The 14,242-nt window shown below is 34.3% G+C and carries 11 protein-coding genes, 3 tRNA genes and 2 pseudogenes; 6 read left to right on the forward strand and 10 right to left on the reverse strand.

The window, feature by feature from the left end; genetic code table 11:
* Positions 1–407: 407 nt before the first annotated feature.
* The 5 genes from V4P56_RS03425 to V4P56_RS03445 form a co-directional block, all read right to left on the reverse strand.
* Positions 408–3,131, reverse strand: a complete 2,724-nt coding sequence (locus V4P56_RS03425) for a valine--tRNA ligase (protein WP_455482650.1) — start codon at positions 3,129–3,131, stop codon at positions 408–410.
* Positions 3,132–3,271: 140 nt separating this feature from the next.
* The gene (locus tag V4P56_RS03430) at positions 3,272–3,838 is read right to left on the reverse strand and encodes a DUF2497 domain-containing protein (RefSeq protein ID WP_455481559.1); all 567 of its coding nucleotides are present in this window, start codon (positions 3,836–3,838) and stop codon (positions 3,272–3,274) included.
* A 228-nt stretch (positions 3,839–4,066) separates the two neighbouring features.
* Positions 4,067–5,359 carry a TolC family outer membrane protein gene (locus V4P56_RS03435; RefSeq protein WP_455481560.1) on the reverse strand — a complete coding sequence of 431 codons (1,293 nt, stop codon included), beginning with the start codon at positions 5,357–5,359 and terminating at the stop codon, positions 4,067–4,069.
* A 69-nt stretch (positions 5,360–5,428) separates the two neighbouring features.
* Positions 5,429–6,103 carry a protein-L-isoaspartate O-methyltransferase family protein gene (locus V4P56_RS03440; RefSeq protein ID WP_455481561.1) on the reverse strand — a complete coding sequence of 225 codons (675 nt, stop codon included), beginning with the start codon at positions 6,101–6,103 and terminating at the stop codon, positions 5,429–5,431.
* A 211-nt stretch (positions 6,104–6,314) separates the two neighbouring features.
* Positions 6,315–6,388, reverse strand: a tRNA-Cys gene (locus tag V4P56_RS03445).
* Positions 6,389–6,572: 184 nt separating this feature from the next.
* On the opposite strand from V4P56_RS03445, the gene V4P56_RS03450 reads away from it, so the two are divergent.
* Positions 6,573–6,647, forward strand: a tRNA-Asn gene (locus V4P56_RS03450).
* 980 nt (positions 6,648–7,627) lie between these two features.
* Here V4P56_RS03450 and V4P56_RS03455 read toward each other — a convergent pair.
* The 3 genes from V4P56_RS03455 to ilvA form a co-directional block, all read right to left on the reverse strand.
* Positions 7,628–9,034, reverse strand: a complete 1,407-nt coding sequence (locus V4P56_RS03455) for a DEAD/DEAH box helicase (protein WP_455481562.1) — start codon at positions 9,032–9,034, stop codon at positions 7,628–7,630.
* Between the two features lie 265 nt (positions 9,035–9,299).
* Positions 9,300–9,830 (reverse strand): hypothetical protein, encoded by a 531-nt coding sequence (locus V4P56_RS03460; RefSeq protein ID WP_455481563.1) that lies wholly within the window; start codon positions 9,828–9,830, stop codon positions 9,300–9,302.
* A 36-nt stretch (positions 9,831–9,866) separates the two neighbouring features.
* Entirely contained in the window at positions 9,867–11,132 is a 1,266-nt protein-coding gene (gene ilvA / locus V4P56_RS03465; RefSeq protein ID WP_455481564.1) for a threonine ammonia-lyase IlvA, read from the reverse strand.
* A gap of 159 nt (positions 11,133–11,291) precedes the next feature.
* On the opposite strand from ilvA, the gene V4P56_RS03470 reads away from it, so the two are divergent.
* A tRNA-Leu gene (locus V4P56_RS03470) sits at positions 11,292–11,377 on the forward strand.
* A 340-nt stretch (positions 11,378–11,717) separates the two neighbouring features.
* On the opposite strand, the gene V4P56_RS03475 is transcribed toward V4P56_RS03470, so the two are convergent.
* Both V4P56_RS03475 and V4P56_RS03480 read right to left on the reverse strand, forming a co-directional pair.
* Positions 11,718–11,870 carry a hypothetical protein gene (locus V4P56_RS03475; protein ID WP_455481565.1) on the reverse strand — a complete coding sequence of 51 codons (153 nt, stop codon included), beginning with the start codon at positions 11,868–11,870 and terminating at the stop codon, positions 11,718–11,720.
* A gap of 193 nt (positions 11,871–12,063) precedes the next feature.
* Positions 12,064–12,291, reverse strand: a complete 228-nt coding sequence (locus tag V4P56_RS03480) for a hypothetical protein (RefSeq protein ID WP_455482643.1) — start codon at positions 12,289–12,291, stop codon at positions 12,064–12,066.
* 157 nt (positions 12,292–12,448) lie between these two features.
* On the opposite strand from V4P56_RS03480, the gene V4P56_RS03485 reads away from it, so the two are divergent.
* The 4 genes and pseudogenes from V4P56_RS03485 (at position 12,449) to V4P56_RS03500 (ending at position 14,227) form a co-directional block, all read left to right on the forward strand.
* Positions 12,449–12,598 (forward strand): hypothetical protein, encoded by a 150-nt coding sequence (locus V4P56_RS03485; RefSeq protein ID WP_455481566.1) that lies wholly within the window; start codon positions 12,449–12,451, stop codon positions 12,596–12,598.
* Between the two features lie 159 nt (positions 12,599–12,757).
* Positions 12,758–13,519: pseudogene (locus V4P56_RS03490) on the forward strand (MFS transporter); the annotation flags it as partial.
* Between the two features lie 187 nt (positions 13,520–13,706).
* Positions 13,707–13,970, forward strand: coding sequence for a type II toxin-antitoxin system RelB/DinJ family antitoxin (locus V4P56_RS03495; protein WP_455481567.1), 264 nt, complete (start codon positions 13,707–13,709; stop codon positions 13,968–13,970).
* Positions 13,957–14,227 (forward strand): annotated as a pseudogene (locus V4P56_RS03500) (type II toxin-antitoxin system YafQ family toxin). The gene V4P56_RS03495 and the pseudogene V4P56_RS03500 overlap by 14 nt, the downstream one beginning before the upstream one ends.
* Positions 14,228–14,242 lie beyond the last annotated feature (15 nt).

Here is a 14,242-nt window from a genome sequence, read left to right on the forward strand (position 1 = left end):
ATATTAGCTTCTCAACGTAAAGCAGAGATAACCTGATCTATTTACTTACCTATTTTATAAGCAGATGCTCCAAATTTCACAAAATAAGATGAATTATCAGTAATTTTCTGAAAATTATTCAAATCTATTTATATAAGTAATAGACAAAGACCCTCCCCGAAATAATAACAATCGTAATCTTTTTCCATACCTTAAGCTAAGTTATCATTTAAAGTTCTGTCCCTTATCTTATTTTAATCCTTGCATTTGTCATAATTTTTTTTACACACATCCCAGATACTCTCATATAAGGAAAATACTTAGGATATCATATAAATTTAATAAAACAGATAGATAAATGAAAACTCTCAAAATATCAGACTAAAATAATCTTTAACTTTAGTAAGAGTGATAAATAAGAATTGTGACTAAGTTAACCGTTCTAAAGCAACAGATATTTTCTTCTTTGCAGTATGCAACTCTAAAACCTTGTTGCGTTCAGCTTCAACGATTTTAGGATTTGCATTTGCTATAAATTTAGGATTATTTAATTTAATCGATATTTTTTCAATATCTTGCTCAATTTTATTGATGTTTTTCATTAAACGAGCACGTTCAGCTTCTAAATCAATTAACTGCCCTAATGGCAAACAAAAAATTGCCTCTCCCACAACTATCTGTACTGATACAGCAGGCACTTTATCAGAAAAACGAATTGTTTCTATACGTGCTAATCTTTTAAGAACAACATCATAACGCTGCACACGCTCTTGTGTTACACTTCCTCCATCTACAATAACAAGAGGTGCCAAAGCACTTACTGGAATGTTCATTTCAAAACGTACAGAACGAATCCCGGTAATAACATCAATAAGCCAATTAATATCAGAAGCAGCTTCTTCATCTGCAAACGTTACCTGCGGCCATTGTATCAATGCCAAAACATCCTCGCGTTTCATACTTGGTGTTTCTGTAAGAAACCACAATTCTTCTGTTATATGAGGCATAAAAGGATGAAGCAGCTTATATACTTCATCAAAAACCCAAGCAGTACAAGATTGAGCTTCTTTTTTAGCATCCTCATCTGAACCTTGAAATATAGGTTTGAGAAGTTCTAGATACCAATCGCACAATATATTCCAAATAAAGCGGTAAAGTGCACCAGCAGATTCATTAAATTTGTAGTTTTCAATACCAGTAGTCACTGCTGAAACAGTTTTAGATAATTCTGTTAAAATCCAACGATTAAGCGAAAGCTTTACTTTTTCTGGTTTAAAAGCTGGATCATGTTTAACACCATTTATTTGTATAAATCGAGTAGCATTCCATAATTTTGTAGCAAAATTACGATAACCTGCAACACGGGAAGAATCGAGTTTTACATCACGACCTTGTGCTGCCATAATAGCCAAAGTAAAACGGAGCGCATCTGCACTATATTGATCAATGAGTTCCAATGGATCAATAATATTTCCCTTCGACTTTGACATCTTTGCGCCATTCTGGTCCCGTACAAGAGCATGAACATAAACAGTCGGGAAAGGAACTTCACCCATAAAGTGAAGCCCCATCATTATCATGCGGGCAACCCAGAAAAAAATAATATCAAATCCAGTCACTGACAAAGATGTTGGATAAAAAGTTGCTAATTCAGCCGTTTTATTGGGCCAACCAAGAGTTGAAAAAGGCCAAAGAGCTGATGAAAACCAAGTATCTAAAACATCCTGATCACGGATTAATTCAACCACTTTACCATAATGAGATAAAGCTGAAGCTAAAGCCTCTTCTTCACTTTTTTCAACGAAAACCGTACCATCAGGCCCATACCAAGCTGGAATCTGATGTCCCCACCATAGTTGGCGAGAAATACACCAAGGTTGAATATTTTGCATCCAATTAAAATAGGTTTTTTTCCAAGTATCTGGAACAAACTGCGTTTTCCCTTGATGAACAGCTTCCATTGCTGGCTTAGCTAATTCTGCAGCATTAACATACCATTGATCTGTCAAGAACGGTTCAATAGGCACCCCACTCCGATCTCCATGAGGAACAGTATGTAGGTGATCACTAACAGCTGCCAAATATCCTCTTTCTTTCATTAAAGAAACAATCCGATCGCGCGCAACAAAGCGATCAGATCGATCTAAATTTTCCAATAATATTTTTAATTCATCCGATAAAACTAAGCCATCAAAAAATGCTTCATTATCATGTAGAAAAATCTCAGCTTTTTGCATAAAAATATTAATCAAGCGCAGATTGTGACGCTGCCCTACTTCAAAATCATTAAAGTCATGTGCTGGTGTAATTTTTACAGCCCCACTTCCTTCTTCAGGATCAGCATAAGTATCACCAACAATCAATAATTTACGACCAACAAGTGGCAAAATAGCATTTTGACCTATAAGATTTTTGTAACGATCGTCTTCAGGATTAACTGCAATTCCTGTATCACCAAGCATTGTTTCTGGCCGCGTTGTTGCCACTGTTATAAAAGTTGTAGCATCATCCGGATCAAAAATTTTACCTTCAAGCGGATACTTAAAATGCCATAAATGACCCTTCACTTCTTTTTGCTCAACTTCAAGATCCGAAATAGCTGTTAACAATTTTGGATCCCAATTGACTAAGCGTTTATCCTTATATATCAATCCTTGTTTATAAAGTGTAACAAAAACTTCACACACAGCCTGGGATAATCCTTCATCCATTGTAAACCGCTCACGCGACCAATCGCATGAAATACCCAAGCGTCGTAGTTGATTGGCAATAACTCCGCCAGTCTCATTGCGCCATTCCCAAACACGTTTAATAAATTTTTCCCTACCCATTTCTTGGCGCGTCAGTTCTTGATGCTCTACGAGCTGACGCTCAACAACCATTTGGGTTGCAATTCCTGCATGGTCCATACCAGGTTGCCATAACACATTCTTGCCACGCATCCTCTGAAATCGAACTACAATATCTTGAATTGTCGTATTTAGCGCATGCCCCATGTGAAGAGAGCCCGTAACATTTGGAGGCGGAAGCATAACACAAAAAGATTCTGCACCTATCTTTGAACCCATTCCCGCTTTAAAAACACCACGATCCTCCCACCTTTTTGCAGCTCGTTGCTCTATGAGAGCAGCGTCATAATTTTTTTCTAACATTTTCACCCATTCATTCATAACGCCGCTGAAAACAAAAAGTATGATCTCAAATCTGATCACACAATCTGTCTTCATTTATTCACAGTGATCCCACAAAACTGTGAATGAAATATCCATAAAAAAACAAAATAAGAAAATAATTAAGGTAACTTTTTAATTACCTTGACGATCTCTTCACGTAAAATATCTTCAATCAAAACAGGTAATTTACACTGTAACCATTCTACTATAGCTGGACGCAACACATCTCTTGCAATTTTATCCGCAGAAGAAACACAATACGTAGAAAATTCTACATGATTAGCAGTTGGATTTTTTGATTGTGATACAAACTCCTCACCACTACATTCCTGTGCTTTACAAAAAGAGCGCTGCTCCTCATAAGAAGATTTTATCTTTTGCATATCCACACCAACCGTATTGTTTTCTACTTCTTTGTCCTCTTTTACCTGTGCTAAAGAAAAATCCTGAGTTTCAGAAGAAAGACCAATACGATTAGCCAAAGCTCTCATTGCATCATCAACTGATAAAGCTGCATCATAAGCACCTTCTGACGGTATTGTTGAATGGCCTTCAGAAGAATTCACTGTAGTATCTTCATTTGAAAAATGATCCGACTGAACCGCATTTTCTTCGATTATTTCACGAATAGATGTCAAAATTTCATCCATACTTGGCTCACGTAATACGCTTGAACTCTGTACCATACCTAAAAACCTTTCAAAGACGCAACAACAAACAGAATCACTGTTTTAGTGTAAGCAAAAGAATCATAAGATCAACACACCTCTTTGTCACGAGAGTGGTGCTACACATAAATTTTTTCATTTACAAAATAACATCCAACTATTACATTTTTTAACATACTAAATTATTGATTTGCTGATCTTTTAAAGTTTAAATTATTTAACAGATAAAGAACTATTTCTACACTCTTATTGAATGTATTTAACAGTCTTCAAGCCTAAATAACCTGCAGTTAATTTGCCAATGGAAGATTGAACACTATAACTTGCAACAACAACATTACGTTCTGCCATCGCAAGTGCAATTTGAGCATTAATCAACTGAGTCCGAGAATTTAAAACATCTAATGTAGTTGCTTGCCCCACGCGATTCTCTTGAACACGTCCTTTAAGAGCAATTTCAGCAGCACGAACACTCTCACGATAGGCAATAACAGATGCACGTGCACCTTCTAACTGGAACCAAGAAGAAGTAAGTGCTTGCCTTATATTGCTATGAGCCAAATCAAGCTGAAGATGAGCTTGTCCAAATTGTTCTTTTGATTGACGAATCTGTGCAGATGTACGCCCACCTTCAAAAATAGGAACACTAAGTGATAATCCCATTGATTTTGAAACCCCATTTTCTCCAGGACCACTGTAAATTTTATTATAAGATGTTGTTGCAGAAAAATCAATTTTAGGAAGCAATGCTCCTTCTTTTGCCTTTACGTCATAAAAACTGGCATCAACTAAATGTTTTGCATAAAGAATCGCTGGATGTTTAACAGTACTAATTTGATAAGCTACATCAAGATTTTTCGGTAAATCTTTTGCTACTGGCGGATTTTGTAATTCTTGGGGATCAGAACCAACAACTTGTCGATAAACTGCTTCCGCTGATTTTACATCAGCACGCGCAAGACTAAGTTCTGAAACAGCTACAGAACGCGCAGCTAGTGCCTGAGAAAAATCAATACTCCCCCCCTCTCCTACATCAAGTTTTGCTTTATTTGAACGAACTTGCTCTTCAAGAGCAGCTAAATTCTTTTTACGAAGATCCGCGATACGACGTGCTTGATACACATTAGCATATGCTGTCACAGTGTCTAAAAATATAGTTTGTTCAATATTGCGAAAATATTCATGCTGCGCCTTTAGCTTAACTTGAGCTGAAAAAAATATATTTTGTGTAATAAAACCATCAAATAATCTTTGATTCAATCTGATTCCGATGGATCCAGCAGTGCTATAAGGACCTACAATAGATTTATTCCGCCCATACCCCCCAATTCCTTCAATTTGCGGTAATAATCCCGAACGCGCAATTGCTACATCATCGCCTGATATACGCACAGCAGCACGCTCACTATTCAACCTCGCATTGTAAATATAAGCTTTAGAAAAAGCATCCATCAATGTCTCAGCATAAGCTAATCTTGATATAAAAATACTTAATATAAGCAACACATATATTTTAAATTTTTTGCTTATTTTAAACATAGTACACAAAACAATAACCCCCAAATTAACTTTTTATTAAGTATCTTTTATTCTTAAATAAAACAAGCACTAAAATACAAAATCAGGCATTTTTAAAAAACTAGGAAGGCATTTTACAGCAAGGTTAAAAGCACGACGTACCGAAATAATCCCACCTTCTTTTATATAGATTCGTGCAGTACCGGCATTACCATATCCTTCAACCACGACAAGACGTCCATTATCTTTCATTTGATCAAAGATACCTTCAGGAATAAAATCAACCGCACCCTCAATGAAAATCACATCATAAGGCCCTCCAACAGCATAACCCTGCTCTAATGGACTATGAACCACAATCACATTACCACATTGGTTACGCTCTAAATTCTTGGCAGCTCGTTCTGAAAGATCTTTATTACCTTCCAATGCAACCACAAATCTCGCAAGTTTTGAAAGTACCGCTGCACAATAGCCACTATTAGCTCCAATATCTAAAACAATATCTGATGATTTTACAGCCGCAAGTTGTAATAATTTTGCTAAAGACGCAGGCTTCATCAAATAGCATGCAGGCAACCCATTTTGTGCTGGATATACACTAACATCGGTATCAAGATAACTTAAAGCTTTAATATCTTCTGGTACAAAATCTTCACGTGGTACTGTTAAAAATGCTGCAAGAACTGCTAAATCCGTTACATCCACTGTACGAATTTGATTATCAACCATTTTGCGACGAAGCTCTGCAAAATCTATAACCATAGCTAACTTTTTTTCCCATATATAAAAAGAATCACACCAAAATGGCAACAATTAGGATCTAAAATCTTTAATTATGGGTGTTGCAAAAAAACATGCTACAGCCAATAATTAGGTTCTAATTATACTATTTTTTCATAGAAAAGCATTTTTACTAAAGAGAAAAGCAGTTTATTTAAATTAATCCTTGAAAGCCATTTTAATTAAAACAGGCTGGAGGCCTCGCCCGGAATCGAACCGAGATACAAGGATTTGCAGTCCTCTGCGTAACCATTCTGCCACGAGGCCTCATTAACAGACATAAAAGTTTCAATAAGGGAAGGCAACACATCCGTCAAGCTATAGAAATCTTCTTTCGTCTTTTTTCTTCTTCTTATACAACTTTTAATATTTTTAAAAAAAAAGCAATTTTACTCTTTGCAAATCGATATTGCTTTGCTATAGCCCTTTTAGTTAGATAATTGAGCACTGTTCCCCGGTAGCTCAGTGGTAGAGCAACCGGCTGTTAACCGGTTGGTCGCTGGTTCGAATCCGGCCCGGGGAGCCATTATGCAAGGTTTTTCTTTTATTTCTTGGTTATTTATTAAGAATCGCAAAAATTAAATTGCTCTTTGTTCAGTCATTGTAACATTTTTAAATGGAACCATAACCACTTCAAATCGTAAATTATGATTTATCTTAAAAGATTATGTTTCATGATAATGATAGTTCAGAGATTTACTTATAGTGCACTGTGAACAAATTAAAGAAAATTAATATACTAAAAAGAATAATTGATCTTAAAGATAAGCTTCCAAAGCAGTCATTTAGAAATATTGGAGGCAATGGTCAAAATTATATATTATCGAATACTGACATATATCACACTAATATAACAAGAAAATTCTCATGACTTTAAAAAGTATGGAATAGATTGAAGTTTTCAACATAAGTTTAATTCTATTTTAAAATACTTCTCTTGAAAAATAAACTTTTATACATCGTATTTTAATTTTATATTACAATAAATATAAAATTAAAAATCCATTAATACTATTAATAATACATCAAAATATAACTACAGTTAATTCTTAAATCTATAAAGAATTTAAAAATATTTGATGTAAATAATATTTGTTTTTATTTATAAGCTCAAAAAGAAAAATACATAAGTAAAATAAAAGAATAGGTTTTTAAAATTTTCCTCTATAGTGTAGTATTATCAATAATAGCTTTTCTTAAGATGTTTTTTAACCATTTCAGTTTTCTAAACTATTCCTACTTCTAAAAAAATACAGAAATCTTAAAAAATTTTGCTTACTCTTTATAATCATTAAGATTTAATACAAATTTTCTTTATTTATATTGCTTGGAATATGTACGCTATATTGAGAAAACTTTTATTAATCATAATTTTCTCTCAATTATCAGCTAATATAAGCCAATAGATGCAATAATATCTGTTTTGACAAGATTATTGTTCTCTTCGCTTTAATTACCAACTAGGAAGAAAAATTCCTTGCTCATGATCTTTTCTAAATACCATATTCAAGCTGCTTTCTTTATTGACTTGCGAAAACGGAAAGACTTTGCGCGCCTTGCCATTACTTTTGCTTTTTCATGTCTCTCACCATGAGATGAAGAATTTTTTCCCTGTAATTGTGCGGCCTTATCTTTGCAACCAAAAAACTGCTTCTGATGTTTAGATTTTTTAGCACAGGACTTCTTACCGTTTTCTTTTCTTTCTGATAAAAATGGTTTTTCTGGAAATTCTGCGAACTGTAATGGAATAGCTTCGCGTGTTAATTTCATACAAATCAAGCGCTCTACAGCACGCAACCGTGCTCGTTCTACTCCTTCATCAAAAAGTGTAATAGCATTGCCAAATGCACCATTACGTCCTGTGCGGCCGATGCGATGTACATAGCTTTCAGCTTCATCCGGTAAATCATAATTAATAACGTGGCTTATTCCTGGTATATCAATACCACGCGCTGCAATATCTGTTGCAATAAGAATCCGTGCTGATCCTTCACGAAAAGCTTTTAATGCATACTGACGCGCACTCTGTGACTTATTACCATGGATCGTCGCAACAGAGTACCCTATCCCTTTTAAATTACGTGTGACAGCATCGGCACCATGTTTAGTTCTGGTAAAGACAATAACCGAAGTGAAAGCTGGGTTTGTCAAAAGTTTACCTAAGACATTCTTTTTTTTACTTGTAGGAACACAATATAATTTTTGAGTAATTTCAGCAACGGTAGTTCCTTGAGGTGCAATTTCTATTTTTATTGGATCATCAAGTAAACACTTTGAAAACGTAATAATTTCTTTTGGCATTGTCGCAGAAAAAAGTGCTGTCTGACAGTCTTGATGCAAAAGTTTTGCAATTTTCTGTACATCATTGATAAAGCCCATATCCAACATACGATCTGCTTCATCTAAAACTAAAAAACGAGATTGAGAAAGATCAACACATTTTTCACGCACAAGATCTATTAAACGACCTGGTGTCGCTATCAAAATATCTACACCTTTTTCCATACGTTTAATTTGTTTTAAACGCGATACCCCACCTAAAATGAGGCATGTTGAAAGATGTGTTCCTTGTGCAGTAGTGCGAATAGTTTCATCAATCTGCACAGCAAGTTCACGTGTAGGAACCAAAATCAAAGCTCTTGCAGTTTTACGACAGCGCTTATCACCTAAAGCTAAAATTTGACTCAAAATAGGTAAGCTAAATGCCAAAGTTTTTCCAGAACCTGTCTGTGCAATACCTAAAATATCCCGCCCCTTTAACATCATTGGAATAACTTGTTCTTGAATAGGTTTAGGTTTACTCATACCAGCAGTGAGTAAATTTTTGATCAAAAGAGCAGACAATCCTAATTCTGTAAAAACATTTTCTCTATTTATATTCAAAATAAAATCTTTCCTCGGCTTAATAACCATAAATAAATGACAAGCTGAATTTCACTATCCAAGGATCCGTGCAATAAAAATCCTGATATTTTAATTCATGAAGCAACGATCATAGCAAGTTTCTTAACCCATCAACACCTTTAAATTAAAGTAAAGGCATATGAATTTCGTTTTACAAAGAGCCAATCAACAAACCAAAATAATTCATTATCGTACTATTGTTAGATTATAACAAAAAAGCAAGCGTTTTACGAAATATATTTATATTGAACAAAAAAAATGATATTTTAGCTGCTTATTTCTTTGTTACTGTTTCTTTTGGTAAATTTACCTCATTAAAATCAGGATAAATCTCAAGAAAAATCGGATTTTGTACAGTTTTCTGACCTCCATAGATCAAATACCATTGAGTTTTATCAAAAATCGCCAAAGTTTTATATTGAATGACACGATCCTTAGTCTCAAGCTTAGTTGGAATTAAAGCGTAAAAAGCACCACTAGCAGTTTTCAGGTAATCTATGCTTGTTTCATCTAAATGATAAGCACCAGCAGGTAAATTCTCAAATTGGACACGTAATTGCTTAAGAAAATTATGACGTAAATTATCCTCAGTCGTATTTAATCGACGCGCTATTTCTTTGTAAAGCCGACTAGGCATATAAGAAGAGATAGGTATAAAATTTCCATTTTTTACAGCATTATTGATATTAAGAACTAAGTTTGAAAGTTCAGCTTTTTGTATTTCTGTTGGCTTAGATGCTAAACTTTGTTTATCAACATTTAAAATTAAAAACAGACTCAATAAAAAATAAAAAACAAATTTCATTTTTACCTCTCTTGTCTTAGCAAAAATTTCAGCTTCTTATATGACAAAATCAAATAATGTTTGATCGTCAGTAATATCATGATAGCGCCAACCTAATGCTTGAAATTTTTCCTTTAAGAGACAAAAATTATCATATTTTTTTGTCTCAATTGCAATCAATACAGAACCAAAACTTCTGGATGATTTTTTAAGATATTCAAAGCGTACGATATCATCATCTGGAGATAATTGAGCAAGAAAACTACGCAACGCACCAGGATGTTGTGGAAAACTAAAAATAAAATATTTTCTCAATCCTTGAAAACGTAGAGAACGCTCTTTGATATCCGGTAAACGCTCAAAATCAAAATTACCACCTGAAATAACAAGGAGAATTTTTTTACCTTTCAATTCCTGAGAGGAAATACTATTAAGAGCATCAATAGATAAAGCCCCAGCTGGTTCAAGAACTATACCTTCCACATTGAGCATTTCAATCATTGTAGAACAAACACGATTTTCAGGAACTATAATAACAGAATCTGGTGAAAATTGCTTCAATATCGTATAGTTTAATGCGCCAATTTCAGCTACAGCAGCACCATCCACAAATGTATTAATATTTTCAAGTTTGACACGTTTTCCGCCCTTTAAACAAGCAAATAAACTTGCAGCTCCTTGTGGTTCAACAAAACGAAGCTTTGTTTTCCAGCCATATTCATATAAAAATTTACTTACCCCACTCGCTAATCCTCCTCCTCCTACAGGCACAATGATTAAATCTGGCTCATTCTCTCCATTAAGCTTTTTCCATTGTAAAACAGCCTCATATAGGACTGTCGCTTGTCCTGTAATAATGCGAATATCATCAAAAGGTGGCGCCATCACACCACCACTCTCAACAACAAAAGATTGTGCAGCTGCATAACATTGGTCAAACGTATCACCAATTAAGCGGATATCAATAAACTCTTTACCAAAAACGCGTGTCTTATCAATTTTTTGCTGTGGAGTTGTTACAGGCATAAAAATCACGCCTTTACGTTTAAAATAGCGACAAACAAAAGAAACTCCTTGCGCATGATTACCAGCTGATGCGCAGACGAATGCAGTATCTTGAGATATTTCATTGAGCATTTTTGAAATAAAATTAAAAGCACCGCGAATCTTATATGATCGTACTGGTGTTAAATCTTCACGTTTCAAATAAATTTCTGCATCATATTTTTGACTAAGAAAATCATTTCTTTGAAGTGGTGTTTCAGTAAACACACTATGCAAAGCTATTGTAGCCTTGGTTACATCTTGGACAAATTTACTCATAACACAGGCCATTCCATGCTTTGTTAGTATTATCAACACTTTTTCTAATTATAAAAGCAACCATTGTCAGTTAAAAATTCACAAAAAAATGAAAAATTTTTCTCTTAATTATTAATTCTTGATTCAATAAAAGATATAGCTTAAGAGAAGGTTCTTATCGCGGACGTGATGAAATAGGTAAACATAGCAGACTTAAAATCTGCCGGTCTAAGACCTTGCGGGTTCAAGTCCCGCCGTCCGCACCAAAGGGACAGGAATTTTTCTTTATTTTTCAAATAATTTTAAAACATAAAAAAGATAAACCACCTTTTTTGATGTTGTTAAAGTGCTATCAGGTGAAATCGTGGCCATAAAAAATTACAAACAAGAACTTCTTTTCAAAGTTTCTTAAAGAGGTTTTAAAAGCTCCTCAAAGAGTGTTTTTTCTTTTGTTAAAGAGCGCAATTTGTGATGATAAGCTCCTCGGCAATATTTGAATCGCCAAATGAATAAGATGTAGTAACCTCTTTTTATTATATGAAATTGACTAAAGTCTTTTCGAATCTCTGGTATTAAGAAGAGAGGCTATGTTTTTATGTATATTTTTCAACTTCTTAAAAACCACTGCTTTAAGAGCGTAAAAATATTGTCTAGTGCATCCATGAGACGTGCAAAATCAAGAATCAATAAAAAGACAATAAATACGATCCATTTCATAAAACGAGACATCACCTTCACACTTTGGTAAGTAACGATCATTTCTTGAAGCATTTCTTTTTCTGATTTCGTAAGCTCTGTTGTTTTTTAAATTTTTTTCTGACCATGTTTCTACCCGCACAAGCGTTCACCTTGTTTGTTGTACTCTAAAATATCTCTTGCTAAGTTTGAGCTGATAGCGTTCAGATCTTTCTTTCTTAAGTAAATGGGCATCCAACCTAGACAGGAAACAGACCTATTTATCACGCACCCACTTGGTAAGATCAGCACGCACATCAGCATCACTTTTCTTGTTAATCTCATTTTCCACCTTAAGCCGTCTTGCTGCTGCCTCTAAAGCTTTCTTTATTTGCTTTTGTTTTTCAGCATATTTTCCAAGATAAAAAGCTTTCGCTATGGCCATAAAAAAAGCAGCTAAAGCTGCCATAATGAACATGAAGTTTTTCCTCATCCACCACATCATAAGATAATCCAAGACCAAATTTTTTTCATCTGATGAACAAAGCTGCTTTTAATATGACAGACGCACTATTACATATGTAGGTTCGTCCACAACAAATGCTATTGTTGAGCCGCTTATTATTCCAGGCAAAACAAAATGTTATTCGTGTGTGAATCATATGAAGGATGTCAATGAGTGTGAGTTTAAGTTTGTTAAAAATATCAAGAAAAATTACATGAATAGTTTGATAGATCCGTATAATGCGGTCGCTGGTTCTTTGGCTGCTCTTGAAGCAGTAAAATATTTAACGAATTTTGATAAATGTTAAATTATGGAACGTACATTATTCATTGATTTTTCTGGATATAAAATTGGTAAAATTGAAAATCTATATAGCAGATATTGCCATATTTGTAATAAGATGTAAATTTATGTGTTTCATATGAAGTAATGTATTAGTTACTTTCTTAGCATTGTTAGTGAATAAATAGGCAGTATATTAACATTTGGTTTCTTATTTAATGGTATAAGAATTCTGACAGGTGCCTTTGTTGTGTTTTATATGCTTGAAAAAGGATTAACTATTGTCGACATAGGTATAATTAAGTCATTTCAAGCTTTTATTATGATGGTTACAGATATTCCTCTTGGGTATTTTGCAGATAGAAAAAGTTATAAAATATCTATAATTTTGGCGTCAGCTTTTTCAGCTACATGGCTGTTTCTTATGGGAGTTTCTAAAGGCTTTTGCGGTATTCTTTTGGCAGAATTTTTTAATGCGCTGTCGCTTACATTGATTGCTGGTGCCTACAATGCTCTACTTGTTCAATATGCAAAAACAAAGCTTACATCTACTAAAAAGGTGCTTGGTTCTAGCTCTCAATATAATTATACTGGAATGTTTGTATTTAGTTTGGTAGGCGCATATTTTGCTGATTATTCTAGTCAATATATATGGTACGTATCTGCATTTTTAATGATGATTACAACAATATTTGGTTTATTTTTTTAGATGATCTAAAAGGAGAAAAAAATAAAACAAACGAATTCTCTAATTTCTGACGCAAGAGAGATGTTATCTATTTTTGTTAAGATTCCTTATATATCTCTATGTTTTTATTTTTTACTTATTTTTTTCAATATATTCTCGCAGTATTGGCAATGGATATTTAAAGACTATGATATCGATGTAACTTACTTCTATCTTGGTATGATATTTTCTCTTATTTTAAAGCGAGAAACGACCGCATTCGCAGACACACCCATTTTTTTGGCAAAAGCACGCACCGACATGCCTTCACGACCTCTCTTATTCATGAAATATTTGCTCCCCACTCTAAAACGATATTTTTCAGTGCACGGAATAAGCCAAATACAATTGAAATTAAACTTCAATTGTATTGCATTGAAATACAGTTAAGAAAGGAAAAATCATCATGGCTACCAGTCGCATAGTTCAAGCGCGTGTACCAGAAGAGATTCAAAATGTCGCTAATCAAGTCATTCAAGCTTCTGGCTTATCCGTAAGTGATGTTGTGAGAGTATTGATGACACGTATTGCGCAAGATAAAGCTATTCCATCCTTCTTATTTCAACCCAATGCGGAAACCATAGCGGCTTTTACTGAATTAGATAAAGGCGACTTAAAAAAGTTTAATTCTGTAGACGAATTATTTGATGATTTATATGCGGATGATTGAACGAACCGCTATCTTCAAACGTGATTTCAAGCGTGAAATGAGAGGACGATATCGGCATCTTTTAGATACTGATTTGCGTCAAATCATTGAAGCATTAGCAAATGATCAGCCTCTAGAACCTCGGCACTATGATCATGCATTAATTGGAAATTGGAAAGATTACCGAGATTGCCATATTCGACCTGATTTAGTTTTGATTTATCGCTTAAAGACTTATTTTAGTGCGTCTTGGTTCTCATTCACAGCTTGATCTTTAATCTCTCCCCACCTTG

Source organism: Bartonella sp. B35(2025) (assembly GCF_053794465.1).